Annotated in this window: 20 protein-coding genes and 1 tRNA gene; 15 read left to right on the top strand and 6 right to left on the bottom strand. The window is 50.0% G+C overall.

Annotated elements, in window-relative coordinates; translation table 11 throughout:
* The first annotated feature begins 17 nt into the window (after positions 1 to 17).
* From QN359_RS15080 to QN359_RS15070, 3 genes are read left to right on the top strand one after another with little or no spacing between them, the layout of a single operon-like run.
* Positions 18 to 1634, top strand: coding sequence for an NAD+ synthase (locus QN359_RS15080; RefSeq protein ID WP_322248835.1), 1617 nt, complete (start codon positions 18 to 20; stop codon positions 1632 to 1634).
* A 15-nt stretch (positions 1635 to 1649) separates the two neighbouring features.
* The gene (locus QN359_RS15075; RefSeq protein ID WP_322248834.1) at positions 1650 to 1988 is read left to right on the top strand and encodes a P-II family nitrogen regulator; all 339 of its coding nucleotides are present in this window, start codon (positions 1650 to 1652) and stop codon (positions 1986 to 1988) included.
* A 29-nt stretch (positions 1989 to 2017) separates the two neighbouring features.
* Positions 2018 to 3178: an ABC transporter substrate-binding protein gene (locus QN359_RS15070; protein ID WP_322248833.1), complete on the top strand. Its 1161-nt coding sequence runs from the start codon at positions 2018 to 2020 to the stop codon at positions 3176 to 3178.
* A 79-nt stretch (positions 3179 to 3257) separates the two neighbouring features.
* On the opposite strand, the gene QN359_RS15065 is transcribed toward QN359_RS15070, so the two are convergent.
* Together QN359_RS15065 and trxB are read right to left on the bottom strand one after the other, a co-directional pair.
* Positions 3258 to 3893, bottom strand: coding sequence for a Smr/MutS family protein (locus tag QN359_RS15065; protein WP_322248832.1), 636 nt, complete (start codon positions 3891 to 3893; stop codon positions 3258 to 3260).
* A gap of 14 nt (positions 3894 to 3907) precedes the next feature.
* Positions 3908 to 4852 carry a thioredoxin-disulfide reductase gene (trxB, locus tag QN359_RS15060; RefSeq protein WP_322248831.1) on the bottom strand — a complete coding sequence of 315 codons (945 nt, stop codon included), beginning with the start codon at positions 4850 to 4852 and terminating at the stop codon, positions 3908 to 3910.
* 223 nt (positions 4853 to 5075) lie between these two features.
* Between trxB and QN359_RS15055 the strand changes: the two genes are divergently transcribed.
* The 4 genes from QN359_RS15055 to serS all read left to right on the top strand — a co-directional run bounded on the left by QN359_RS15055 (position 5076) and on the right by serS (position 10837).
* Entirely contained in the window at positions 5076 to 7418 is a 2343-nt protein-coding gene (locus QN359_RS15055; protein WP_322248830.1) for a DNA translocase FtsK, read from the top strand.
* Positions 7408 to 8112 (top strand): outer membrane lipoprotein chaperone LolA, encoded by a 705-nt coding sequence (lolA, locus tag QN359_RS15050; protein ID WP_416200194.1) that lies wholly within the window; start codon positions 7408 to 7410, stop codon positions 8110 to 8112. Before QN359_RS15055 ends, lolA begins: the two co-directional genes overlap by 11 nt.
* A 12-nt stretch (positions 8113 to 8124) precedes the next feature.
* Complete coding sequence (locus QN359_RS15045) at positions 8125 to 9426, top strand: replication-associated recombination protein A (RefSeq protein WP_322248828.1); 1302 nt, start codon at positions 8125 to 8127, stop codon at positions 9424 to 9426.
* A gap of 115 nt (positions 9427 to 9541) precedes the next feature.
* Positions 9542 to 10837, top strand: coding sequence for a serine--tRNA ligase (serS, locus tag QN359_RS15040; RefSeq protein WP_322248827.1), 1296 nt, complete (start codon positions 9542 to 9544; stop codon positions 10835 to 10837).
* 246 nt (positions 10838 to 11083) lie between these two features.
* On the opposite strand, the gene QN359_RS15035 is transcribed toward serS, so the two are convergent.
* Entirely contained in the window at positions 11084 to 12850 is a 1767-nt protein-coding gene (locus QN359_RS15035; RefSeq protein ID WP_322251133.1) for a GGDEF domain-containing protein, read from the bottom strand.
* 352 nt (positions 12851 to 13202) lie between these two features.
* Between QN359_RS15035 and QN359_RS15030 the strand changes: the two genes are divergently transcribed.
* Positions 13203 to 13292: transfer RNA gene (locus QN359_RS15030), tRNA-Ser, on the top strand.
* Positions 13293 to 13790: 498 nt separating this feature from the next.
* Here the strand turns inward: QN359_RS15030 and QN359_RS15025 are convergent.
* Positions 13791 to 14231, bottom strand: a complete 441-nt coding sequence (locus tag QN359_RS15025) for a type II toxin-antitoxin system VapC family toxin (protein WP_322248826.1) — start codon at positions 14229 to 14231, stop codon at positions 13791 to 13793.
* Entirely contained in the window at positions 14228 to 14482 is a 255-nt protein-coding gene (locus QN359_RS15020; protein ID WP_322248825.1) for an AbrB/MazE/SpoVT family DNA-binding domain-containing protein, read from the bottom strand. The genes QN359_RS15025 and QN359_RS15020 overlap by 4 nt, the downstream gene beginning before the upstream one ends.
* Positions 14483 to 14686: 204 nt before the next feature.
* Between QN359_RS15020 and QN359_RS15015 the strand changes: the two genes are divergently transcribed.
* The 7 genes from QN359_RS15015 to QN359_RS14985 all read left to right on the top strand — a co-directional run bounded on the left by QN359_RS15015 (position 14687) and on the right by QN359_RS14985 (position 25895).
* Positions 14687 to 16705, top strand: coding sequence for a class I SAM-dependent DNA methyltransferase (locus tag QN359_RS15015; protein WP_323493299.1), 2019 nt, complete (start codon positions 14687 to 14689; stop codon positions 16703 to 16705).
* Complete coding sequence (locus QN359_RS15010; RefSeq protein WP_322248823.1) at positions 16702 to 18582, top strand: ATP-binding protein; 1881 nt, start codon at positions 16702 to 16704, stop codon at positions 18580 to 18582. The genes QN359_RS15015 and QN359_RS15010 overlap by 4 nt, the downstream gene beginning before the upstream one ends.
* Complete coding sequence (locus QN359_RS15005; RefSeq protein ID WP_322248822.1) at positions 18579 to 19883, top strand: restriction endonuclease subunit S; 1305 nt, start codon at positions 18579 to 18581, stop codon at positions 19881 to 19883. Before QN359_RS15010 ends, QN359_RS15005 begins: the two co-directional genes overlap by 4 nt.
* Positions 19880 to 20224: a hypothetical protein gene (locus tag QN359_RS15000; protein ID WP_322248821.1), complete on the top strand. Its 345-nt coding sequence runs from the start codon at positions 19880 to 19882 to the stop codon at positions 20222 to 20224. The genes QN359_RS15005 and QN359_RS15000 overlap by 4 nt, the downstream gene beginning before the upstream one ends.
* Positions 20221 to 23448 (top strand): type I restriction endonuclease subunit R, encoded by a 3228-nt coding sequence (locus tag QN359_RS14995; protein WP_322248820.1) that lies wholly within the window; start codon positions 20221 to 20223, stop codon positions 23446 to 23448. The genes QN359_RS15000 and QN359_RS14995 overlap by 4 nt, the downstream gene beginning before the upstream one ends.
* 10 nt (positions 23449 to 23458) lie before the next feature.
* Positions 23459 to 24763 (top strand): ISL3 family transposase, encoded by a 1305-nt coding sequence (locus QN359_RS14990; protein WP_322248819.1) that lies wholly within the window; start codon positions 23459 to 23461, stop codon positions 24761 to 24763.
* A 394-nt stretch (positions 24764 to 25157) separates the two neighbouring features.
* Positions 25158 to 25895 (top strand): hypothetical protein, encoded by a 738-nt coding sequence (locus QN359_RS14985; RefSeq protein WP_323493589.1) that lies wholly within the window; start codon positions 25158 to 25160, stop codon positions 25893 to 25895.
* Positions 25896 to 26339: 444 nt separating this feature from the next.
* On the opposite strand, the gene QN359_RS14980 is transcribed toward QN359_RS14985, so the two are convergent.
* Positions 26340 to 26486 (bottom strand): hypothetical protein, encoded by a 147-nt coding sequence (locus QN359_RS14980; protein ID WP_322248817.1) that lies wholly within the window; start codon positions 26484 to 26486, stop codon positions 26340 to 26342.
* Positions 26487 to 26627 lie beyond the last annotated feature (141 nt).

Raw genomic sequence — 26627 nt, 5'->3', positions numbered from 1 at the left:
CCGAATCAGAGTGCATGATGAAGACCATTAAAGTTGCGATTGCCCAGATCAACAGCCGGGTTGGTGATATTGACGGCAATGCCGCATTAATATTGGCCGCTGCCACCAGCGCCGCCGAACGCGGTGCCGATATTGTGATTACCCCGGAATTATCCTTGGTTGGATATCCACCCGAAGACTTGCTGCTGCGTCCGGCGTTTTATGCTCAGGCAGAGTATGCCCTAAACCGGCTGGCGACGCAGTTGGCCGCGCAGCCCGACGTGCATGTGCTGGTCGGTCACCCCTTGGCGCGTGACGGCCGCTATTACAATGCCGTGTCGGTCTTGCTCAATGGTGGCATCAGTCTGTGTTATTGCAAACAGAAATTACCGAACGACAGCGTGTTTGATGAACTCCGTTATTTTTCTGCCGGCAATGCCGCGGCGGTATTCGATGTCAAAGGCCTGCGTTTCGGCATCAATATTTGTGAAGATACGTGGTCGGACGCGGCCCCGCTGGCGGCCCGCGCGGCCGGTGCGGAAGTCTTGTTGGTGGCGAATGCTTCGCCATTTCATATGGAAAAACAAGGGCAGCGCGCCGCCACCATGCGTCGCCATGTCACGGCGGCCGGCATGGCGTTGGTGTATGCCAACTTGGTCGGCGCTCAGGATGAGTTGCTGTTCGATGGGAATTCCTTCGTGCTCGATGCGGCCGGAGTGATGGTGGCGCAGCTGCGTCATTGCGAAGAAGATTTGCAGATCATTGAATTTCATGGAGCCCAAGCACAGCCCTTGCCACTGCCTGCCCCCGCTGCGCTTGAGCAGCAAGTTTATGCGGCGTTGGTGCTGGGGGTGCGCGACTACGTGCGCAAAAATGGTTTCCCCGGGGTTTTGCTCGGTTTGTCGGGCGGGGTCGATTCTGCCCTGACCTTGGCGATCGCGGTCGATGCTTTGGGTGCCGAGAACGTTCGTGCCGTCATGATGCCGTCGCCGTACACCGCCGATATCTCGCTGCTCGACTCGCGCGAGATGGTCAAACGCATTGGGGTGCGCTATGATGAGATTGCCATCGCCGCCTGCTTCGATGCTTTTCGCAGCAGCTTGGCGACAGAATTTGCCGGCTTGAAGGAAGACACGACGGAAGAAAATATTCAAGCGCGCATACGCGGCACCATGCTCATGGCTTTGTCAAATAAATACGGCAGTATCGTGCTGACCACTGGGAATAAAAGCGAAATGGCGGTCGGTTACTGTACTCTGTACGGCGATATGGCCGGCGGTTTTGCCGTCATTAAAGATATCGCCAAGACCTTGGTGTATCGGTTGTGCGCTTGGCGCAATACGGTGTCGGATGTAATACCGGAGCGGATACTGACGCGCCCGCCCTCGGCTGAGTTGCGTCCCGATCAGACCGATCAGGATACGCTGCCACCGTATGAAGTGCTCGACGCGATCATGCGCTTGTATATGGAAGAGAACCGGTCGCGCGCCGAGATCGTCGCGGCCGGTTATGCACACGATGATGTTGAGCGCATTACGCGCCTCATCAAGATCAACGAATACAAGCGCCGCCAAGCGCCGATAGGCATACGCATTACCCACCGGGCATTCGGACGTGACTGGCGTTATCCGGTCACTTCCGCATTCAGAGATTAATCAGGGAGAAACAAGATGAAACAAATTACCGCCATTATCAAACCATTCAAACTCGACGAAGTACGCGAAGCGCTGGCCGATGTCGGCGTCACCGGCTTGACCGTCACTGAAGTGAAGGGCTTCGGTCGGCAGAAAGGCCATACCGAGCTGTATCGCGGTGCAGAATATGTGGTCGATTTCTTGCCCAAAATCAAGATTGAGGTCGTGATTGATGATAATATCTGCGACCATGTAGTAGATGCAATTATTAAAGCGGCCCATACTGGTAAGATCGGCGATGGAAAAATTTTCGTGCAAAATGTCGAGCAGGTGGTACGGATTCGTACCGGGGAAACCGGACCTGATGCGGTGTAAGCACGATGTGAACCGGAAGTGACACAACATTGAAATCGACAAGCGTACACTCGAAAACTTCCGCGTGGCTGCTGGCAGCAGTGCTGGTAACTGCTGCCTTCCCCGGCTTGGCTGAGAATGGCATCACTGATCGCAAGATCGTGTTGGGGCAATCTGCGGCCTTCAGCGGACCGGCCGCCCAGCTTGGTATACAGCTCAATGTCGGTGCCAAAGCGTATTTTGATCATGTCAATGCCAGCGGTGGCGTGTTCGGTCGCAAGATAGAATTAATCAAGCGCGACGATCAATACGAAGCTGATTTGGCGGCGAAAAATACCAAGAGTCTGATTGAAACCGATGAAGTGTTTGCCTTGTTCGGCTATGTCGGTACACCGACCAGTAATGCGGCATTGCCGATTTTTACGCAAGCGCGTGTGCCGTTTTTTGCGCCTTTTTCCGGTGCACAGTCTCTGCGCGAGCCATTCAATCGCTTGATCTTCAACGTCCGCGCCAGTTATTACGATGAAACCGAACATTTGGTTGATCGTTTGGTCAGCACTGGCCTGAAAAATATCGCGGTGTTTTATCAGAACGATGCGTATGGTAAAGCTGGCTTGGCAGGTGTCGAGCGCGCGCTGAAAAAATTGAACTTACCTATCGTCGATACCGCTACCGTTGAGCGCAACAGCATTGATGTCAGCAAAGCCGTCGACAAGCTGTTGATCAAACGACCGGATGTCATCATTCAGATCAGCGCCTACGGCTCCAGTGCTGCCTTGATTCGCCAAATGCGTGCCCGCAGTTATACCGGGCAGTTCATGAATGTATCGTTTGTCGGTAGTCAGGCCTTGGCGGAAACCTTGGGCAAGGATGGCCCGGGTGTAGTGATTTCTCAAGTCGTGCCATTCCCTTGGTCGAGTGCGAGCGCTGCCGTGGTCGGTGAGTACAGCAAAATCATGAATAAGGCTGGTATCAATGACTTGAATTTTTCCAGCTTGGAAGGTTATATTGATGCCAAAATATTTGTAGAGGGTTTGCGCCGCGCCGGTCAAAACCTGACGCGCGAGAAGTTCATCAGTGCGCTCGAAACCATCAATATGCGTAGTTACGATGGTGGCGGCTTCGATGTCAGTTTTTCACCGAGCAACCACAATGGCTCGAAATATGTCGATATGACGGTAATTAGCAAAGACGGCAAGTTCCGCGACTAAGGCGCGTAGGTATCGCGACCCCGGTGTGAAGCCGGAAGTTTCAGGCTGTCAGCTGCTAACTATCTGCTCCTTGTTCTGCTCAGGCTTGCAGTAGCACGATCAGTGCGCCGGCACCGCCGTCGGCGGCGGTCGCCTGACTGAAGGCGACGATTTCCTCTGTTTGTATCAGCCAATTTCTGACTTTATGCTTGAGGACCGGTTCTTTATTCACCGAGCCCAAGCCTTTGCCATGGATGATGCGCACACAGCGTGTGCCATTGCGCGCGCATTTTCTGAGAAATTCGCCCAGTGCATCACGCGCTTCATCGCGCCGCAAGCCATGCAGATCGAGTTGCGCTTGAATGCTCCAATGGCCTTTGCGTAATTTTCTCACCACATCGGCACCGACACCGGGACGGCTGTAACTGAGGTCGCCATCGGTTTCGAGCAGGGTGTCGGCATCGAAATCGTCGGACAGCGACTCTTGTAATGCTGCCTGCTCGTCGGCCAGATGGTGAAACGGCAGCGGGGCAGGGCGGCGCGCCGGTATGCTGTGCTTCTCTGCGACTTTGACCGGTACGACCGTACCGATGCTGGAACGGAATATGTCGGCTTCCAAGCGGGCTTGTCGTTCCTGTTGGGCGCGCAGGGCTTGCGCGATCTTATGCGCTTCCTGCTGCTGCTTCAATTGCTGGCCCAAGGATTTGAGCTCAGCAAAGTTTTTCAATGACGACATATCGGCAGGTCTGCTTATTCTTCCAAGAAGCGCTGGGCATCGAGCGCGGCCATGCAGCCGGTGCCGGCGCTGGTGATGGCTTGGCGATAAACATGGTCTTGCACATCGCCGGCGGCAAACACGCCGGCTACGCTGGTGGCGGTGGCCATGCCTTCGGTACCGGTACGGGTTTTGATGTAACCGTTGTGCATTTCTAACTGGCCGTCGAAAATCGCGGTGTTTGGCTTATGGCCGATGGCGATGAAGACACCGTGTAAAGTCAGACTGGAGAGGCTTTGGTCGGCATGTTTGATGGTCAGGCCGGTGACGCCGGAAGCATCGCCGCTCACTTCTTCGATGGTGCTGTTCCATTTGATCTCAATCTTACCTTCGGCAACCTTGGCCATCAAGCGGTCGATCAGTATCGCCTCGGCACGGAATTTATCGCGGCGGTGGATAACCGTGACTTTGCTGGCGATATTTGACAAATACAGGGCTTCTTCAACCGCGGTATTGCCACCACCGACCACGGCGACCTCTTTACCGCGATAGAAAAAGCCATCGCAGGTGGCGCAGGCAGACACGCCTTTCCCCATGAAGGCTTGTTCCGAGGGCAGGCCGAGATACTGGGCCGATGCGCCGGTGGCGATGATCAGTGAATCGCAGGTATATTCAGCTTGGTCACCGATGAGTCGGATCGGCTTTTCATTAAGCTTGGCGGTGTGGATGTAATCGAAAATGATTTCGGTATTGAAGCGTTCGGCATGTTGCAAGAAGCGCTGCATCAATTCCGGGCCTTGCACGCCGAGCGGGTCCGCCGGCCAGTTTTCAACATCAGTAGTCGTCATCAGTTGGCCACCTTGTTCGACGCCGGTGATGAGTACCGGATTGAGGTTGGCGCGGGCGGCGTAAATCGCTGCCGAATAACCGGCAGGACCGGAACCAAGAATCAATACTTTAGCGTGTTTGGAAGTGGCCATGAAGCGTCCTGAAAAAAGTTAATATGTCGGCAATCGTGCGGAGGGCGCCGTGCGCATCGCTTCGGCATTTCGGATTTTTGACTGCCATCCGCAGATAAAGCAGAATTATAGTCTATCCTCAAACGCGCCGTGAAGCATGCTTGGGGCGCTCAGGTTTGGCGCTGAGCCGCGAACATGCTATCGTGTCTGTCTCAGATTGTCTCTATGAACACTTTTTCGATTTATGACGACTACAAGTAACAACGAAGCTTACACACGCAAAACCAAAAGCCCCCCACCACCGCCATTGCCGAACCGCATGGTTGTTTTGTTAATGGAAGCGCGCTGGATCGTTTTCGCGGCGCTGAGCCTTTGCTTGATTTTGGTGCTGCTGACGTATTCCAAGGCCGATCCCGGCTGGTCACAGTCCAGCGTGGTACCGAAAATTCATAATATTGGCGGTAAATTCGGTGCTTGGTTGGCCGATGTGCTGCTGTATGTGTTCGGCCTCTCGACTTGGTGGTGGTGTGTCGCCGGTTTGCGCCATGTATGGCGCGCCTATCGCACGCTGGCGCAGCGCTTTGTGGTGAGCAGCGAGCCGGGGCTGGCGTTGGCCCGTTCTGAATTATTAGTGCCGAAGTTCGGTTTTGCCTTATTAATATGCGGCAGCATGGGCTTGGAATATTTGCGCCTGCATTCGATCGCACTCCCCTTGCCCTTGGCACCTGGCGGCGTACTCGGTGATTTGATCGGGCGTAGCGTCAGCGGCGCGCTCGGGTTCACCGGTGCCACCTTGGTGTTGTTATTGGTGATGGCGCTGGGAGTGAGCTTGTATTTCCAAGTATCGTGGTTGACCATAGCTGAAAAAATCGGTACTTTCATTGAAACGGTGTTCTTGTTTGTGCAGGATAAATATGCTTCCGCCGAAGACAGACGTGCAGGTCAGACTGCCGCGGTCAAGCGCGAAGAGGTGGTGGTGCAGGAGCGCGCCAAAATCGTCGAGGCGGCACCGGTACGCATAGAGCCGCAAGTGGTGGCGGTGCAGCGTTCGGAACGCGTGGAGAAAGAAAAGCAGGTTTCCTTGTTCAATGACTTACCGGATACCAATTTGCCACCGATCAGCTTGCTTGATGAAGCGCCACCAGCGCAGGAAACCGTCAGCGTGCAGACGCTGGAATTTACCAGTCGCTTGATCGAGAAAAAACTCTCAGACTTCGGCGTCGACGCCAAAGTGGTTGCGGCGTACCCGGGCCCGGTGGTGACGCGTTATGAAATTGAGCCGGCCACCGGTGTCAAGGGCAGCCAAGTAGTGAATTTGGCGCGCGATTTGGCGCGCTCGCTGTCCTTGACCTCGATCCGTGTGGTGGAAACCATTCCGGGTAAGAACTACATGGGTTTGGAATTGCCAAATCCTAAGCGCCAGATTGTGCGTTTGACCGAAATTCTCGGTTCCAAGGTGTATCACGACAGCACCTCCAGTCTGACCATCGCGCTCGGTAAAGATATCGCTGGCAATCCGGTGACTGCCGATCTGGCGAAGATGCCGCATCTGCTGGTGGCCGGTACCACCGGTTCGGGTAAGTCGGTCGGCATCAATGCCACTATCTTGTCATTGCTATACAAATCCGATCCGCACGATGTGCGGATGATACTGATCGATCCGAAAATGTTGGAAATGTCGGTCTATGAAGGGATTCCACATTTGCTGGCACCGGTGGTGACCGATATGCGCCAGGCTGCACATGCGCTCAATTGGGCTGTGGCTGAAATGGAGCGTCGTTATAAATTGATGTCTAAGCTGGGCGTGCGGAATTTGGCTGGTTACAATGTAAAAATCGCCGATGCCATCAAGAAAGAGCAATTGATTCCAAATCCCTTCAGTCTCACGCCGGACGCCCCGGAACCGCTGGACAAATTACCGACCATCGTGATCATCATCGATGAATTGGCCGATTTGATGATGGTAGTCGGTAAAAAAGTCGAAGAATTGATTGCCCGGATAGCGCAAAAGGCGCGTGCTGCCGGTATCCACTTGATTTTGGCTACGCAACGACCATCGGTGGATGTGATTACTGGTCTGATCAAGGCCAATATTCCTACCCGTATTGCTTTCCAGGTCAGCAGTAAAATCGATTCCCGTACCATTCTTGATCAAATGGGGGCGGAAGCCTTGCTCGGTATGGGGGATATGCTGTACATGCCGCCCGGAACAGGTTTGCCGGTGCGGGTGCATGGCGCTTTCGTTTCCGATGAAGAGGTGCATCGTGTGGTGCAGTATTTGAAGTCGCAAGGTGAACCGAATTATATTGAGGGCATACTCGAAGGCGGCACACTCGAAGATGGCGGCAGCGAGGCCCAATCCGGTGAGGGTGGCAGCGGCAATGAAGCCGATGTCTTGTATGACCAGGCCGTGGCGATTGTCTTGAAAAACCGCCGTGCCTCGATTTCTCTGGTGCAGCGCCATTTACGCATCGGTTACAATCGCGCCGCACGATTATTGGAACAAATGGAACAAAGTGGGGTCGTATCGACGATGCAGTCGAACGGTAACCGCGAAATTTTGGTGCCGGTCGGGAATGCTGAGTAAATCTGACCACGCCGCAGCACAGAACAGGAAAACAGTGAAATCAGTCAGAAACCTCCTTCGCGCCAGCAGTGCTTGCGCATGGTTTGCCGTCAGCATGGTGGTGAGCCCAGCCGCGCACGCCTCGGCAGTTGAGCAGTTCAAGGCCTTTGTCGCCAATACCCGCAGTGCCCAAGGTGAATTTACCCAGCAGCAGATCAAGTTGGTCGATGGTAAACCGAAAGTCAGTAAGACCGCCAGCGGCAGTTATGTGTTTGCGCGGCCGGGAAAATTCATCTGGACCTACCAAAAGCCCTATGCCCAGACTTTACAGGCCGACGGCGTGAAGCTTTATATCTACGATAAAGATCTCAATCAGGTCACCATCAAAGAGCTGGGTAATGCGCTTGGGGCCAGTCCGGCGGCGATCTTGTTCGGCAGCGCCAATGCGAGTGAGATTGAAAAAAGCTTCACTCTCAAAGAGGCCGGCACCAAACAAGGCATGGAGTGGCTGGACGCCATCGCTAAATCGAGCGACAGTCAATTTGAACATATCGGCATAGGCATGAAGGCTGGAGTGCCCTATGCACTCGAGTTGCGCGATAATTTCGGCCAGATATCCTTGGTAACGCTGACGAGCTTGGAAAAAAATCCTGTTTTGAAAAACGAGCAATTCAATTTCGTCATTCCGGCTGGTGCCGATGTATTCCGGCCGTGATCGGAGCATTGCATGGCTGATCTTTTTAAGCTCGACCCAAGCCCGCCGCTGGCTGAAGCCTTGCGGCCGCAAACCCTCGCTGAGGTCATCGGTCAATCGCACCTGCTCGCGCCTGGTAAACCACTGCGGCTCGCGTTTGAGTCTGGTCGGCCGCATTCGATGATCTTGTGGGGCCCACCCGGCGTTGGTAAAACCACGCTGGCGCGCCTGACTGCGCGTGCTTTTCAATGCGAATTCATCGCCTTGTCGGCGGTGTTTTCCGGAGTAAAAGACATTCGTGCCGCCATGGAGCAGGCCGAGCAACACCTTGCCATGGGTAAGCACACCATTCTGTTCGTCGATGAAATTCATCGTTTCAATAAGGCCCAGCAAGATGCTTTGCTGCCGTATGCGGAATCGGGCTTGGTGACCTTCATCGGTGCGACCACTGAAAATCCTTCGTTCGAAGTGAATTCTGCGCTGCTCTCGCGTGCACAAGTGTATGTGTTGCAGTCTTTAAGCGAGGAAGAGCTCAAACAATTGGCTACGACCGCTTTGGAAAAAGCGCTGCCACACCTGCAAATCGTGCCGGCAGCGCTCGATACCTTGGTTGGCTACGCCGATGGTGATGCGCGGCGCTTGCTTAATTTATTAGAGCAAACCGGTAGCGCGGCCAAAGCTGCCGGCACCGTCTTGATCAGCGCCGAATTCATTCAAAATGCACTGACCCTGAATGCCCGCCGCTTCGATAAGGGCGGTGATAACTTTTATGACCAGATCTCGGCATTGCATAAGTCGGTGCGTGGCTCGCATCCCGATGCGGCGCTCTATTGGTTGTGCCGTATGTTGGACGGTGGCGCGGATGCGCGCTATCTGGCGCGCCGCATCGTCCGCATGGCTTGGGAAGATATCGGCCTGGCCGACCCGCGCGCACTGCAAGTGGCCAACGATGCGGCCAATACTTATGAGCGACTCGGTTCGCCTGAAGGCGAGTTAGCGCTCGGGCAAGCCGTGATTTATCTGGCGATCGCGGCCAAAAGCAATGCCGGCTACCAAGCCTTCAATCAGGCCATGGCCTTCGTTAAAAGCGACAAATCGCGCGAAGTGCCGGTGCATTTGCGTAATGCGCCGACCAAGCTCATGAAAGAGTTAGGCTACGGTCATGCCTATCGCTATGCGCACGATGAGCCGCACGCGTATGCGGCCGGCGAAACCTATTTGCCGGACGATATGCCCGAGCCGCATTGGTACGTGCCGGTGCCACGTGGAGTGGAATTGAAAATTGCTGAAAAAATGGCCTTCTTAAAGCGCCTCGATGAAGATGCCGGGCAGTGAGATCTTGTTCGAGATTTACTTGTCGATGGCTTTGTTTCGCTAAATTTGCTCAATTTTTTGGCCGCTCTTGTTACAATAGACTACCAGCTTACTTATACACTGCACCAAGACTCCTATGATAGACATACAACTTCTGCGTAAAGACATCGCTGCCGTGGCAGCGCGCTTGGCAACGCGTAAATTCCAACTCGATGTCAACACCTTCACCGACCTTGAAGCCGAGCGCAAACAGATACAATCGCGCACGGAAGAATTGCAGGGCAAGCGCAACACCTTGTCGAAACAAATAGGCATGTTAAAGGGCAAGGGCGAAGATGCGGCCGTGCAGATGGCTGAAGTTGCCAGCATCGCCGATGAATTGAAAGCCTCCGAACTGCGTTTGGCTGAAGTGCTGCAATCGATGAATACGTTCTTGCTGGCGATTCCGAATTTACCGCATGAATCGGTGGTGGTCGGCGCCGATGAAACTGCCAATGTGGAAGTACGTCGCGTCGGTACGCCACGCAGCTTTGATTTTGAGGTGAAAGACCATGTCGACCTCGGTGCCGCACTGGGCCTCGATTTTGATACCGCCGCCAAACTGACTGGTTCGCGTTTCTCGGTGATGAAAGGTGGTATGGCACGTTTGCATCGTGCCTTGGCGCAATTTATGCTCGATACGCAAACCATGGAGCATGGCTATACTGAAATGTATACACCCTACATGGTCAATGCCGATTCCATGCGCGGCACCGGCCAATTGCCGAAATTTGAAGAAGACTTGTTCGCCGTCAAAAAAGGCGGCCAAGAAGGCGAGGGCGAAACCCTGTACTTGATTCCGACGGCCGAAGTATCGTTGACCAATACCGTGCGCGATGTCATCGTGGCGGCCGATGCCTTGCCGATCAAAATGACGGCACACACGCCGTGTTTCCGTTCCGAGGCTGGCAGTTATGGTCGCGATACGCGCGGCATGATCCGTCAGCATCAGTTTGATAAAGTCGAAATGGTGCAAGTGGTGCATCCCGAGCACTCGATGGCGGCACTCGATGATATGGTGACGCATGCCGAAGCGATACTCAACAAACTCGGCTTGCCTTACCGTGTGGTGAGCCTGTGCACGGGCGATATGGGCTTTGGCTCAGCCAAGACCTTCGATCTCGAAGTCTGGTTGCCAGCACAAAATACTTATCGCGAAATTTCTTCCGTCTCGAACATGGAAGCCTTCCAAGCGCGGCGCATGCAAGCGCGCTTCCGCAATGCGCAAGGCAAGCCGGAAATGGTCCATACTTTGAATGGTTCCGGTTTGGCGGTAGGACGCACGCTCGTCGCGGTGCTGGAAAACTACCAGCAAGCCGATGGCTCGGTGACGATACCGGAAGTCTTGTGGCCTTACATGGGTGGCTTGCGTAGCTTGCAATTGCCAGCTTGAGCAGATCTTGAGCAGAAAAATCCCGCCAAGCGCGTGTCGCCGGCGGGATTTTTTTTTAACAGCGCTCTGCGCGAAAATCCTTCCCGTTCAGAGGCTGTCGCAAAAGAATTTTCAGTCGGTATCACTATCCCCTGGTCGGCAGTCACGTCATTCCCGCGCGTTTTTGCTGGGAACCTGGCGGCGTTTCAGATGCAAAAATGTCGGTCCGACTTGCGACAGCCTCTTTAGGGCGGCGTCGCCATCGACTCAGTTGAGGGGCGGGGTGTCGATATCGATGCGGCGATCAATGAATAAACTGTTGCCGTGGATTTTTTTGGCTTGCTTCTTTGCATCCGATGCCGCCAGTGAAATTTGATGGTGAGAATAAAATTTATTCGCACTCGATTTCACGACACCAAGCGAGAGGCAGACCAGTGGATAAAAAACTTTCTGGCCTTGCCGATCTTCACTTAGATAACCGCCGCGTTCGCGATCTTCATTGCTGTAGAAATTTTGAATTGCCTCAGCGAAGCTTTGCAGTATATTGCGGCAGCGCTGTTCCCAGTCTTCGCTGCGAAACAGGATTAAAAAATCGTCGCCGCCGATGTGGCCGATAAAATCCTTGTGCGCATCGCAATGCTGCTTGAGAATTTCGCTGGTGATCTCGATGATATCGTCACCGCGCCGGTATCCGTAGACGTCGTTGAACGGTTTGAAATGATCAAGATCGCAATAGCAGGCATAGAAGGGCAGTTGTTTCTGTAATAACTGATCAATGTGCTCATTGATCGGCACATTGCCAGGTAATTGTGTGAGCGGATTGGCATAGCGGGCCGCCATGATTTGCATGTGCGTGATTTCGCGCATCAGATCTGGGCCACTGCAAATGCCGATGTACTGACCTTGATCGGTAATGATGATGCCATTAATTAAATGTTCAGGGTTCGCAGCGACGATGATGTGGCTGACATCTTGCATGCTGGTGTTTTTATCGACGATAACTGGATGGGGATCCATGAACAACTTGCACGATTTCTTGCCATACAGTTCGCGCTGATACGGCCGCGCAAAGCTGTCTATCATATGGTAGCGGTTGATGATGCCGATAGGTATGCCCTGGTCGACCACTGGGATGATTTGCAGCTTGGGCTGTTTTAAAAAAATATCATCGACCTGATTATTGAGCATGGCCGAGGTGACCGTGATCGAGGTTTTGAGTATTTTTTCGACCGCCGCCGCTTGCTCGAACACGCCGCGGCGTGCTCCTGAGGGGAGGTTGACGGTGAGCGCCTTGGTGACCTCGGCCGAGATGGCGCGGGTAGGCGTAGGATGCGGGCGGGCGATGTGGTAACCCTGTCCGCAGGCTACTCCGAGTTGCCGCACCATCAGCAGCTCGGCCTGATTTTCTATGCCCTCGGCGATGACGCGGGTGCCAGATTCTTTGGCGATACTTTGAATCGAGCGCACAAATTGCGCTTTTACCGTATCGTGGTTGATACCCTGAATGAAGTGCATGTCGATTTTAACGTATTCGGGCTTGAGCTCCGACCACAGCCGCAGGCTGGAAAAACCTTCGCCGAGATCGTCGATGGCGATTTGAAAACCCATCTGGCGATAGTGGCGCACTGCTTCGCACAATAATACGTAATCGTGGGTCGGTTGATATTCGGTCAGTTCGATGACGACACGCTGCGGATTGATGCCGAGTTCATGTATGGTATCGAGCGTTTCGCCATAGCGCACATCGCGGTGCAGTAAGCATTCGGGGCTGACGTTGAGAAATAATTTTCCCGGTAATTTTTGTGCGGCAAATTGCTCGAGTACGACACGCCGGCATAAATGCTCGACGCTGACGGTTAAATTATGTTCGGCCGCGACCTTGAACAGATTGATCGGTGCATGCAAAACACTATCGGAGGGGCCGCGTATCAAACCTTCGTAACCGAGAATTTCACCGTTATGCATTTCTATAATCGGTTGAAAACGCGCGGTGAGGCTACGCTCTTTAATTATGCGCTGCAACTGCTCAAGCATGGAGGTTTCCGGCGAGGTTGGCGTCGCGACTATGGTATGCGCAAGCGGCAGCGGCAACTGCGGCAATAGCGGCAGTTGTAGAGCAGGGGCCAGAGCACTAGTCATCGCAGCGTTTCCGCAAAAGTAACAGCGAGTGCACCTGGCGCTTGTGACGGGAGTGCTGATAAGAGTTTCATCATCGAACTATAGCGGTCGATTATGACAACTATGTGTCAGAAAATTTCTTTAGTGCACTATTTGAGGAGAAAGTGATGATTTACTGCTCTTAAGAACTTTTCTTAGCCGGCTACTGGATAAAAGGGGATTTCTTTGCTATACTTTGTTGCTTCGTTTTTCAAGAAGCGAAGCACCTGGAGAGGTGGCAGAGTGGTTGAATGTACCTGACTCGAAATCAGGCGTACTAGCGATAGTATCGGGGGTTCGAATCCCCCTCTCTCCTCCAGATTCAAAAATAAGCCTGCATCATGCAGGCTTATTTTTTTTCAGAGAGAAGGGAGCCAAAGGTTTGGCTCCCGCGGGGGAGTCGAAGGGCCGCGCTTGCAAGCGCGGCAGCGGCCTGCGCAAGTGTAGGCGAATCCCCCTCTCTCCTCCAGAATTTGTATAGCAAAGCCCCGCACTGACCCTGAAAGTCTCTGTGGGGCTTTTGTTTGTGGGGTGTTTGCCTCTCCTTGCGTCTCTGCACGAACCAATCTGTTTCGCCCTATATCTATACTGATGTGGTATTTTTCTGTGGTATCGATCACCGTATGCCGCACACCTATGCCACTCACCGCGAAACAGGTTGCCGCAGTGCAGCCAAAAGACCGGCCCTATAAGCTCACCGATGCGCATCGCCTATACCTTTAGCTAACCGCAACCGCAATCCCCATCGTGCCATGGACAGGTGGCAAACGCCGTCTGGCCAAACACATCCTTCCGCTCTTCACTGAGCACACTTTTTTTAATCACTTGGGTTTTTCGCACCGTTAACGTGTTGTGCTGCTTGATCGAACGTATATGTTCCCTCATACGGTTCACCCCATTGATAAATTAAATATTTCGCCTTATTGATAATAAGGGCGTCAGGAAAATCTAAGATTCTCGTTCCATTCTTAGTTTTAATTGGTTCGGCATTCTTGAACTCATTCAATGCTGCCCAGATAGCTTGTTCACTTTCAAAGACAATGTTTGGCTCTGCAAGCAGGCCGTGGATAATGTCTGAAATTACTTCTCTCGGCACAGCATATCTGTCACCTTTTAAGGTCCAAATTGTTTCAACCAAGACCACATCAGGTATCAATATTTTTTCTGATTTTTGGAAAAGGCGGCGAACCTTTGCACACTGAATCACATCGTCATCAAGTAGTCGTCGCAATAAAACATTGGTATCAATTGCGATCATCCAGCATGCTTTCCAGACTGTCGCACAGAATGTTTCTTGCTTACCGTCGACTCAAGCGATTGTTCGTCGGTAAAGCCTTGATTGGCTTTGATGTGTTTAAGTAGTCCGTCACTGGTTCCCCTGAGCTTTTTGATGATGGTTATCCTGCCCTCATATTCCAAGAAGGAAAGATCGTCTCCAGGCTTTACCATCAGCCGATCACACAATTCTTTTGGCAAAGTTATTTGTCTTTTTTGGCTTAGAACTGGCATAGTGAATTCTCCTTACTTTTACTATATCAGTAAAGATATTGCTTTCTTTACTGGTAGTCAATAAGTAAATTTGGCTATATGCATTCTGAGGTTGGAAACAAGTTTTAATAATTCTAATCTTTCTGTTTGATTTGTGCAAAACATGGTTGCATGCATTGGAAATATGCTATGCTGTTTTGTGCAAAATCAGGTAGGAGTTAAGAAATGGCAGAACAAACCGGCTCAGCAGCATCTTTAGCGGATTTCATTTGGAAAAATGCCGAAGACCTTTGGGGTGACTTCAAACATACAGATTTTGGCAAGATTATTTTGCCATTCACTTTGCTTCGTCGTCTGGAGTGCGTTCTTGACCCTACTCGACAAGATGTTCGTGACGCAAACGAACTTCATAAAGACTCTGGCATCGACCTTGATCTTATTCTGCGCCAATGCACACGTTACCCTTTCTACAATACGTCAGAGTATGCACTAAGCACTCTGGGCGGCACCAAGACGCGACAAAATCTTCAGGACTACGTTGCTCACTTTTCAGACAACGCACGCATCATCTTTGAACAGTTCGATTTTTCCAACACAGTGATTCGGCTAGATAAGGCTGGGGTACTGTTTAAAATTTGCAAGAATTTTGCTGGAGTTGACCTACATCCAGATGTGGTGCCGGATCGTGTCATGAGCAATCTGTATGAGCACCTGATCCGCCGCTTCGGTGCAGAAGTCAATGAAGGTGCCGAGGATTTCATGACGCCGCGAGATGTCGTGCACCTTGCCACTTCCTTGCTATTGGATCCCGACGATGCCCTGTTCGAGTCTAATCCAGGATTGATCCGTACGCTCTATGACCAGACATGTGGTACCGGTGGATTTATTTCTGATGCCATGAATCATGTAGCAGATTACGGCAATCGTTTTAAAGTTCCACCAGTCATCATTCCCTATGGGCAGGAACTCGAACCAGAGACCCATGCTGTCTGCCTGACTGGCATGTTATTGCGAACACTTGAGTCGGACCCTGGGCGTGACCTGTCAAAGAATATCAAACTTGGGAGCACGCTTTCTAACGACCAATTCGCTGGACAAAGATTTCATTACGGCGTGTCCAATCCTCCATTCGGAAAAAAATGGGAGAAAGATCAAACAGCGGTCACTGATGAACACAAAGAGAAGAAGTACGACGGTCGATTTGGGCCCGGTTTACCCCGCATTAATGATGGATCCATGCTTTTCTTGCTGAATCTGGCCAGCAAGCTTGAACTCCCGGAGAACGGTGGGGGGCGCGCTGCAATTGTTTTGTCTGGATCACCTTTATTCAACGGTGGTGCCGGTTCTGGTGAATCCGAGATTCGACGATGGTTATTAGAAAATGATATGGTGGAAGCTATCGTATCACTGCCAACTGAGATTTTTTTTCGCACTGGTATAGGTACTTATCTATGGATTTTATCCAATAAAAAGCCTGAAAACCGTCGCCACAAAGTTCAATTGCTCAATGCATCGGATCTATGGACATCAATTAAGAACGAAGGTAACAAGCGGCGAATGATCAGTGATGATCAGATCAGACAGATTGTAGACTTGTACGCTACTGCAGATAGTAGTGAACTCAGCCGTATGGTGGACTACCGAATTTTTGGGTATCGTCGTATTAAGGTGCTGCGTCCCCTTCGGATGTCTCTCCATATTACTGATGAATCTATAGTTAAACTCAAGCAAGAGAAGACTTGGGCAAAGCTCACCATAGAACAGCAAGTTGCATGGGAAGAAGCCTTGCAACCACGCAATGGTTTTAGTCAGCCATTTGCATGGGCGGAATCTTTTGTGACTGAAACCGTGAAAACTTCACAGGTTTTTGGAAAAGTTAGTAAACCATTTATCAAAGCTCTTATCAATGCCTTCGGCGAACGCGATCCTGCTGGAGAAGCTGTGCTTGATGCAGATGGAAACATAGTTGCTGATTCCGATTTGACGGACAATGAAAACGTTCCGCTAACAGAAGAAATTCGTGACTACTTCGCACGCGAGGTTCTTCCCCACTTTCCAGATGCTTATATTGACGAGACTTTCCGTGATGAAAAGGATAAAGAAATTGGACGTGTTGGGTATGAAATTAACTTCAATCGATTCTTCTATCAATATGTGCCACCGCGAAAATTGATCGATATTGACGCAGATCTAAAACAAGTTGAGGCGGAAATTGCTGAGTTGTTAGGTGAGGTTACACAATGACAGACTATCTCAGCCTCCTTAATACTTTGGATGAAAATGAGCGACTGGAGGCAAAGCGTGGAACCGAAATCGGCCCATCCATCCTAGAAACAGTTTGCGCTTTTGCCAATGAGCCCGGCTTACAAGGAGGTATATTGTTGCTGGGTGTAGTCCGCGACGAAAGCGACCTGTTTTCCCCTTACGTTGTTGAAGGCATATTGCATCCCGATGCGCTGAGCGCCTCACTTGCGACTCAATGCCGCGATCAGTTCAATGTCCCAGTTCGTGTCCAGATTGCAAGTGAACAGATTAGCGGTTGCACAGTTTTGGTTGTGACTGTTCCTGAAGCACAGCCAGGGGATAAGCCGATCTTTATCAAATCGCGCGGGCTACCCCGAGGTGCATTTCGCCGTATCGGAAGCACTGATCAGCACTGTACCGAGGATGACCTACAGGTCCTTTATCAGGGACGACAGATCGAAAGTTTTGATTACACAATTTTGCCAGATACATCGATGGCCGACATGTCGTTAGAAGCTATCGAAGAATATAGAAAAGTACGAGCAGAAGCGAATGCCGACGCCGAAGAACTACGCTGGAACGACGAAGAACTCCTTGAATCTCTTGGTTGTATCAGGCGCCATGAAGGAGTATGGAAGTTCACCGTAGCTGGGCTCCAATTATTCGGAAGGCAACAGGCGCTGCGACGTGTTTATCCGATGACCCGAGTAGACTATATTCGCGTTCCGGGCAAGGAGTGGATTCCTGACCCAGAGCGTCGTTTTGATTCCGTCGAGATTCGAGACTACTTGTTCAGAGCCATCCGTCGTGCGCTCGCCGCTGTGCTAGATGACCTTCCCGTGGGATTCGGTCTTGCAGAAGGAGATGCTCAGCGAAAGGACAAACCGATAATCCCTCAACGAGTGCTGCGTGAAGGCATCGTTAACGCGTTGATGCATCGCAGCTATCGCAGCCATGCCCCGCTGCAGATCATTCGTTATTCAAACAGGATTGAGATTCATAATCCTGGGCATTCGTTAAAATCACCAGAACATCTCGGTGAGCCTGGTTCTGTACCCCGCAATCCTCGTATAGCTGCCGTCTTACTCGACACACGATTTGCAGAAACCAAGGGTTCTGGTATTCGTGTTATGCGTGAAATGATGGTGGCAGCAGGTTTGGAACCACCGCTGTTCGAGTCCACTCGCAGTAATGATAGCTTTGTTGCACGGTATTACTTCCAACACTTCCTGAACGAAGAATCTATCGAATGGCTCAGTCGCTTTCGAGATCTTCACTTGTCCGACGAGGAGGCTCGTGCGCTTGTGGCGGTCCGTGAGCAAGGGGCCATTGACAATTCTATGTACCGCGAGCTCAATCGTGTTGATACCCTCAGTGCTAGCCAGTCCCTGAAGCGATTACGGGATGCAGGTCTATTGGAGCAAAAAGGGCGTGGTTCAGGAACATATTACCAGCCAACCTCATGTTTACTAGACGGCAAGAGAGAAGATGACACAATATCTAGTCAGACCGATGGCTTATCTAGTAACCTCGGGTCCTTATCTAGTAACCTCGGTGGCTTATCTAGTAACCTCGGAACCTTGTCTAGTAACCCCAATTGGCAAGAATTGCCAAAAGAGCTTCAAGAAATGGTCTCCTCGATGGGACAACGGACCCCGCCTGACAAAGTCCGCGAGGCCCTGATTCAACTTTGCAAATACCGGTCATGGCAAGCTTCAGAGCTAGCAGGTCTTTTTAATCGCAACGCTGACTATTTAGGAACTCAGTACCTTCGCCCTTTGGTTAGTGCTGGAGTGCTCGCTTACACCATTCCTGATCAGCCTAATCACCCACACCAAGCTTATAGGGCAGTTAGTGACGCGGAAGAATCAGAATGAGCCAATACAAACCTTACGCTTCATACAAAAATTCAGGGATTGAATGGATTGGCAATGTACCTGAGCATTGGGATGTAACAAGAATTAAACGCGCATCCTCTCTGAGAACTGAACGATGTACAGATGCTTCTGATGGATCGAATTACATTGGATTGGAAGATGTGGAGTCAGGCACAGGGAAGTACCGTCCAACTGAAGGCAGCTCTCGCCAAAATGAAGATTCGACCGTAGGTGTCTTCCGATCAGGCGATGTCTTATATGGGAAACTACGTCCTTATCTGAAGAAAGCGATCGTCACTGATTCAAACGGGCTTTGTTCAACTGAATTTCTTGTTATCCAGCCCAGATCAGTCATATCGGCATGGCTACATCAATGGATGCTAACAACTGTTGTAACACAACAGATTGAGGCTGGGTGCGAGGGCAGCAAGATGCCGCGAGCTGATTGGGAACATGTCTGTTCACTCCATGTACCATCACCAAAACCCTCAGAACAATCTGAAATTATTGACGTCCTTGATCGAGAGACCAAGCGCATCGATTCTCTAATTGCAAAGAAAAGCCGCTTTATTGAACTCCTGAAAGAAAAGCGCCAAGCACTGATCACGAACGCTGTCACCAAGGGGCTTGATCCCAATGTGAAAATGAAGGATTCAGGGGTAGAGTTGATTGGTGACATCCCAGTACATTGGTCTATAAAGAGACTTAAACATCTCCTTCAAAGCCCATTAAAATATGGTGCGAATGAGTCAGGAGACGACTCTATCTTAGAAGGTCCACGATATATTCGAATTACTGACCTCGATGAGTCTGGAAGCTTACGCAACAACTCAGTAAAACGCCTTCCGTTTGACATCGCACAGCCATACATGTTGGCAGATGGCGATATTTTGTTTGCTCGAAGTGGAGCAACAGTAGGAAAGACATATCGATATAAGTCTGAACATGGCCCAGCGTGTTTTGCGGGCTATCTCATTCGTGGTCGTTTTGATGCAAATCAAGTCATCCCAGATTTCATAGCTCTCGCAGTTCGTTCCTACTACTATTGGGATTACATCCAAAGAACAGCTATTCAGGCTACCATTGAAAATGTTGGGGCAGAACGATATGGAGAATTCCCTGTCTCGTTGCCCGACGTTCAAGAGCAGATGAAAATAGTCGAAACGGTGGACGCTGCGATGAACCGGATTGACCTGCTCATAAGAAAAACCCAACACAGTGTCAATCTCCTAAAAGAGCGTCGATCTGCATTCATTACCGCCGCCGTCACAGGCCAAATCGATCTACGGGAGTTTGCATGACAAAAACCGAAGCAGAAAATCTGGTGATGCGAGCATGGAAGTTAGCGGAAAGTTTAGATCATGGCTATTGCACAATCGAACACCTCATCGCTGTTGCCTACCGGGATAATAATGAACTTTGGGCAGACGTCACGAAATTCATTATCGATAATGCTCCCGAACTTCAATCAGGTGAAACCCTTGGTCCAACATTAGGTTTTCAGAGAATTACAAAGAGAATGTTAATAGATGGCTCGGATCTTGTTTCTGCAATCACCGCTGAAGGTGCAGATGCGTGGGGTCCAATATTTTTGGCACGACACGGTGTGACTGAAGCAAAGAGACTAAAGGCAAAAATATGAGTGATACCGCGCACCAAGAAAAGCATTTCGAAGCCTACATCGTTTCCAAACTGGAAGCGCAAGGCTGGAAAGTCGGCAGTACACTCCAGTACGACACCGAGCGCGCTCTATACCCAGATGATTTGATCAATTGGCTTGAAGTTACTCAACCTGAAAAGTGGACCAAGCTCTGCAAGGATAACGGCGAGCGAGCCCGTGATATCTTGATGGATCGCTTAGCCAAGGCACTTGATCAACACGGCACCATGCATGTATTTCGTAATGGCTTTTCCATTGCTGGTTGTGGCCATTTGGATTTGTCGGAAGCTGCACCTGAGGACAAGCGCAATGAAACCGTACTCAAGCGCTATGCCTCCAACGTGTTGCGCGTTGTACCTCAGCTTCAATACCATCCAAGCAGAAAATTAGCCATTGACCTCGTGTTGTTCATCAATGGTTTGCCAGTTGCTACGGTTGAACTCAAAACCGACTTTACTCAGTCTGCTGAAGCGGCCATGGATCAATACAAAACTGATCGCTTGCCGTACGACTCCAAAACTAAACGCAAAGAACCGCTACTGACATTTAAACGGGGAGCTGTTGTTCACTTTGCTATGTCGGATTCTGATATTCAGATGGCGACAAAATTAGAAGGTGAAAACACGTTCTTTCTGCCCTTCAATCAGGGCAACGAAGGTCATGCTGGCAACCCCCAACGTGCAGACAAAGAATATCCGGTCGCTTACTTTTGGGAACAGGTTTGTCAACCTGATGCCTGGCTGCGTATCTTTCACAGTTTCGTTTATGTTGAGAAAAAGGACGTTGTCGACATCAAAGGTAACTGGTCCAAACGTGAAACCCTGATTTTCCCTCGCTACCACCAGTGGTCCGCTGTCAATGACATGATTGATGACGCCCGAAAAAATGGACCCGGTCTTTCATACCTGGCTGATCACAGCGCCGGTTCCGGTAAGACCAGCACAATTTCATGGACTGCCCATGATTTGGTCAAACTACGTAGAGATAATGGTGATACTATTTTTAGTAGCGTGATCATTGTCACCGATCGCACTGTGTTGGATGGACAAATTCAGGATGCGGTTAAACAGATTGACCACCAGTTCGGAGTCATTGCCGCCATTGATCGTCAAAAATCTTCAAAATCCAAGAGTAAACAACTCGCAGAAGCATTAATTGCAGGTACTCCAATTATTGTTGTCACCATACAGACCTTCCCCTTTGCGATGGAAGCCATCGTTACTGACAAAGCACTAAAAGGCAAAAACTTTGGTGTGATCATTGATGAGGCACATGCATCACAAACAGGCTCGACCGCCGCCAAACTACAGACCGCATTGGCCATGAGTGGCAACGGGAAGATGGCATCCTTGACGGTAGAGGAGCTTCTTGAGGAACTACAAAAATCACGGGCTAGACCTAACAACATCAGTTATTTTGCGTTTACGGGAACGCCAAAGCATTCCACTCTTATGCTGTTCGGGCGTCCGACAGATCCAACGAAACCAGCCTCCAAAACGAATCTTCCGCGCGCATTCCATCGCTACCCAATGCGTCAGGCCATTGAGGAAGGATTCATTCTTGATGTGCTAAAGGGATACATCCCTTACAAGACCGCTTTCAATCTTGCCAAACAGATTGAAGACACGAAGAGAGTCAGCGGGAAAAGTGCCAAACGGGCTTTGGCACAATGGATGTCATTACATCCTACCAATGTGACCCAGAAGGTGCAATTCATCATAGAACACTTCAGTAAGAACGTGGCGCACCGCCTTGATGGCAAGGCCAAGGCTATGGTGGTCACAAGCTCCAGGGCTGCGGCAATCCGTTACAAGAAGGGATTTGATGCCTATATCGGAAAGCACCCTGAGTATTCCGGCATTAGGTCATTGGTCGCTTTCTCTGGAAAGATGACTGGCAAGCAGGTTATACATGGCGATGATGTGGGTGACGTTGCTGAGATTTTTATGGTTGACGAAGGTGAGGAGTTTACTGAAGTCAGTATGAACCCTGATGTGGCTGGACAGGATTTGCGCATTGCGTTTGAACGACCTGAATACCGCGTCATGCTTGTTGCTGATAAATTTCAGACTGGATTTGATCAACCCAAATTGGTCGCCATGTACGTTGATAAGAAGATTGCCAATGATGTGGAGATTGTGCAAACTTTCTCCCGACTCAACCGGATGGCGCCAGGCAAGGATGAAGTTTTCATTATTGATTTTGTCAATGATCCAGCCAATGTGCGTAGAGCGTTTGACATGTATGACGATGGTGCCCAGATTGACGACATGCAAGACGTCAATGTCGTCTATGAGATCAAAGAAACTTTGGATGCCCAAGGGCTTTATGAATCAGAGGACTTGGAAGAGTTCAAGGAAGCCCGGTTCAAAACTATTCGAGACATCACTCAAGCTCAGGAACCACAGCACAAGGCGCTATATGCTGCAACCGAACGTCCAACCCGTGTATTCAATCAGCGCTTGAAAATGCTTCGTGATGCTATTGGAACGTGGGAGGCAGCTTTTGAAAAGGCCCACAGCACTGGCGATGAAACTGCAATGAAATCAGCAGATCATCATAGAAAAGAACATGCGGACCAGATTAAGACCTTAATTGCGTTCAAGTCAGGATTGGGTAGGTTTGTCCGTACGTATGCTTACATTGCCCAACTGGTGGATTTTGGTGATCCTGAGTTAGAAAACTATGCGGCTTTTGTGAAGTTACTTCAAAAACGATTGAATGGCGAACCTCCTGAGTCAGTGGATCTGAAAGGGTTGGTACTTACAGGATTTGATATTAAACGCAAGGATGATGTCCCAGTAGATGATAATGATCCAACTGTACTTAAACCGATTGGACCGGGTAGCGGAGGTAGTAAAGGTGAAGACCCACATTATCTAATGGAAATCATCGATCGCTTAAACCGCCTTTTTGGAGAGGTAACACCACTTCGTGACCAAGCGACTTTCGTTAATCATATCGTTGCGATCGCTCGTGAAAATGATGTTGTTATGGCTCAGGTTGAAAATAATTCACGTGAACAGGCACTGAAAGGGAATTTGCCAGGAGCCGTGCAACAAGGAGTCGTCAGGGCTCTGACGTCTCACCAAAAATTAGCTACCCTGGTGTTGAAATCTGACCGCCAGTCTATGGGGGCGCTGACAGACATAATTTACGAATTAATCCGCGATCGCAAAGATATAAACATTAGCGACATAGGTTGAGAGGCCAATAGTGTTCGACCTACTTAACTTGCCGGGAGTAAAACCGGTTGATTTGCATTATGGTAATCGTGTAATCACGGTTGTTGCCGAGGTACTCGAAGGCGAAGTACCATTCTGTCAGGAATGCGGTAAGCCTTTGCATCGACATGGACGCAGAACTAATATTTTTGCAGACACGCCAATGCAGATGCAGCCGGTACGGTTGGAGATTTCCAGACCACGGTATCGGTGTATTGGTTGCGCAAAGATATCAACTCCAGACTTACTGTTTCTCGATGAACGCAGGCGTGCCACCAAACGGCTTGTTGATGCTGTGCGCCAGCGATGTCTTGGAATGACGTTTCACGCGCTTGCTGAACAGACAGGCTTGGCCGTTAACACGATCAAGAACATTGCGCAGGATCTGATTGTTGATTTGGAGCGCACTGTTCGTTATGAAACTCCAGTCATCATGGGAATAGACGAAGTGAATCTAGCTGGTGACTACCGGTGCGTGATTACGAATCTGGCCACGAACAATGTCTTTGAAATGCTTGAGTTTCGCACCCAAGATCACATGATGCCGTTCTTTGAAAAACTGCGAGACCGCGAAAAAGTTGAGTGGGTCTGTACTGATATGTGGAGACCTTTCAAGCGATCATTCAGTCCATATCTGCCAAATGCGCGACTGGTCATTGATAAATTTCATGTCGTTAAGATGGCATCTGAGGCATTAGATGATGAACGTAAGAAATACCAAGCAACGCTTTCGAAAAATGAACGGGTGCATATCAAAAAGTCTATTCGGTGGTTGACCTTAAAAAGACCATCGAATTTGAATGCAGCAGAAAAGGAAGCTCTGGAAGTGGTGCGAAAGAGCATTCCAGAGTTAGCACTGGCATACGATTTCAAAGAAGCATTTTTCAGAATTTATGATGACCCGACAAAAGAATCGGCGATGCGTGCCTTCGAGGCATGGGAAAACTCGTTACCTGATAAGGAATTGGATAAATTTCATTCTTTAGCAAAAACGGTTCATAACCATTATGACGACATTTTTGCGTACTGGGATTCACCAAGTCAAATCACGAATGCTTACACTGAATGCCTTAACGGCCTAATCAAGATGGCAAATCGAATTGGTCGTGGTTACAGTTACGAGATTATCCGTGCGAAAACACTGTACGCAAAACAGGCTAGGAAAGTTGGTAGCGGAGTTCGCCTTCTTCCAAGTTCAGAATCTCAAATTTCAGCCAAGACTACATCTGAAACCATTGAATACGGACCACATATTCCAACCTTGATCGGTTTGGCTGAGGATGGCGATTTTGATTAAAAAGCACATTTCAAGTCTCAGTCTTCATATTGCTAAAAGATATAATAAAGTTACACACCTTTGGTTTTTTTTTAAAAAGCAGAAGTGATTCCAACATCCGGAGGAGTCAACTATTTACTAGAACTCGGTCTCGGTGCTGCTCGCAGCCGATACTGGTGTAGTCTCAGTCCATTTTTCAAGTGAGGTCAGCGCTTTGAACATCCAAAAAATCATCGGCAATCGTCAATTTTTAACTTTGCCTTTATGCAGCCTGTTGCTCGCTTGCGGTGGCGGCGGTGCGCCTGGTCCGACACCGACACCGACACCGATACCCACACCGGCACCGGCACCGACACCGACACCCGGCGCGCTAACGTATTTCTATTTTAGTTCTGGTCACAAAGCGCTTGATGTCTTGACTACACCACAGGCGAAGGCTGCATTGGCAAAATATTCGGATGTGATTGCTGGAATAGATGTCGGCGGAGATACCTCGTCGTCTGATTTTTTGAGCAGCGTGCAGAAAATGCGTACTCAGGGTTGGCGCTTGCACGTGTATTTAGAGGGGCCAGGCGGACCAACCGGTAATAGCTGGGCGCCAGATGAATGTGTGCGCGTACAAAATGCCGCCAAAATCTATGTCGCAAAATCGATCCCGGTCGGTGATCACTGCCAAGATGACAATGCCGATTGGATGAAGGAATGGAATCAAACGGGCTTTTTTAAACAGTTGCAACAACAATTGAGCGATCTACAGCCCTTGGGTGTGGTATCGGTGGAAGTAGATAATTTATACCGCGCCGGGTACGGTAACGGGGCTACGCCATTATCCGATTTCATTGTCCGCTTCAATAACGGTAAGGCTGCCAATAATCCGATAAGGCTATTACTGAAAAACATTGGCTCCCCCGCTGAACTGGATACTATTCTCGCTGCCAGTCCACGCACAGCAATTGCGAACTATATGATTTTGGAAGAAGATTTGAAAAATCAGTGGTGCGCTTTGCGAAGCACAGGCAAGAAATATGGCATCGTAGCGGGCTTTAGCTGGAATACTTTTGACTACCACTCCGAGGTTGATAGCACCGGTAAAGATCTTGTTTTATCCGGCCCGGCTCAAAGCGAACGCCAAAGCTTTGCATGTCCGCCTTAATCGGAATAGTGTGGCACCTTCTTACGACGATCCACTGGGCTTTGGGTATCGAGTTACCATTGAAACGGTATAGGTGAAAATCACTGATAGGTTGTTTTCGTCGGTCACCGCTCGACATAGTCGATTGGACTTTCATCAATTAATATAATCTCCTGAATATGCTAATTGACGATGATGCTGTGCACAATATTTCTCAACCAGTCAAAACCGTAAAAGATAGTGACAGAGACAATGATGGAAGAAAAGGAGGCAAAATCGAGAAGCCTAAGGCAACCACTGGAAATATGGGTACAAAAACTGTACGGATCTGGCAATTCCAACCAGCATAATCTCAAAGACAGTAGAAACTTTTCGACAATTCCAACCTTGGCAGCTAATACCAAATTTGGTGCCCATGGCTAAAATAATGTTACATCCAACCTCAGAATGCATATAGCCGTAAATTTAAGTAATTAAAGAACCGAAGATGGCATCATGAATCTCCACTATTTTATCGGCGTCAAGGATTGAAGTGTTAATAACGCGCTCAATGCGCTCAATCGCCTGCAGAATGTGGCCGAGGTAATCAGGGATGCGCAGCGCTTTGTTCATCAAAAATCTGACTAGGGTTTGAAACCCCGGCCTTCAGAGGCTGTCGCAAAAGGGTATTGAGTCAGTATCATTACCCTAACTGGTGGCCACGTCATTCCTGCGCGCTTTTGGCAGGAACCCAGCGGCGTTCGTGGTTAACTG

The sequence above is a fragment of the Undibacterium sp. 5I2 genome, assembly GCF_035019605.1.
Lineage (GTDB): Bacteria > Pseudomonadota > Gammaproteobacteria > Burkholderiales > Burkholderiaceae_D > Undibacterium.
The sequence above is the reverse complement of the archived record's forward strand: the minus strand, read 5'-3'. Positions and strand labels throughout refer to the sequence as shown.

Coding starts and splice junctions, on each gene's coding strand:
- QN359_RS15080 (WP_322248835.1), top strand. CDS start 18: ATGAAGACCATTAAAGTTGCGATTGCCCAGATCAACAGCCGGGTTGGT.
- QN359_RS15075 (WP_322248834.1), top strand. CDS start 1,650: ATGAAACAAATTACCGCCATTATCAAACCATTCAAACTCGACGAAGTA.
- QN359_RS15065 (WP_322248832.1), bottom strand. CDS start 3,893: ATGTCGTCATTGAAAAACTTTGCTGAGCTCAAATCCTTGGGCCAGCAA.
- trxB (WP_322248831.1), bottom strand. CDS start 4,852: ATGGCCACTTCCAAACACGCTAAAGTATTGATTCTTGGTTCCGGTCCT.
- QN359_RS15055 (WP_322248830.1), top strand. CDS start 5,076: ATGACGACTACAAGTAACAACGAAGCTTACACACGCAAAACCAAAAGC.
- lolA (WP_416200194.1), top strand. CDS start 7,408: ATGCTGAGTAAATCTGACCACGCCGCAGCACAGAACAGGAAAACAGTG.
- QN359_RS15045 (WP_322248828.1), top strand. CDS start 8,125: ATGGCTGATCTTTTTAAGCTCGACCCAAGCCCGCCGCTGGCTGAAGCC.
- serS (WP_322248827.1), top strand. CDS start 9,542: ATGATAGACATACAACTTCTGCGTAAAGACATCGCTGCCGTGGCAGCG.
- QN359_RS15035 (WP_322251133.1), bottom strand. CDS start 12,850: ATGCTTGAGCAGTTGCAGCGCATAATTAAAGAGCGTAGCCTCACCGCG.
- QN359_RS15025 (WP_322248826.1), bottom strand. CDS start 14,231: ATGATCGCAATTGATACCAATGTTTTATTGCGACGACTACTTGATGAC.
- QN359_RS15020 (WP_322248825.1), bottom strand. CDS start 14,482: ATGCCAGTTCTAAGCCAAAAAAGACAAATAACTTTGCCAAAAGAATTG.
- QN359_RS15015 (WP_323493299.1), top strand. CDS start 14,687: ATGGCAGAACAAACCGGCTCAGCAGCATCTTTAGCGGATTTCATTTGG.
- QN359_RS15010 (WP_322248823.1), top strand. CDS start 16,702: ATGACAGACTATCTCAGCCTCCTTAATACTTTGGATGAAAATGAGCGA.
- QN359_RS15005 (WP_322248822.1), top strand. CDS start 18,579: ATGAGCCAATACAAACCTTACGCTTCATACAAAAATTCAGGGATTGAA.
- QN359_RS15000 (WP_322248821.1), top strand. CDS start 19,880: ATGACAAAAACCGAAGCAGAAAATCTGGTGATGCGAGCATGGAAGTTA.
- QN359_RS14995 (WP_322248820.1), top strand. CDS start 20,221: ATGAGTGATACCGCGCACCAAGAAAAGCATTTCGAAGCCTACATCGTT.
- QN359_RS14980 (WP_322248817.1), bottom strand. CDS start 26,486: ATGAACAAAGCGCTGCGCATCCCTGATTACCTCGGCCACATTCTGCAG.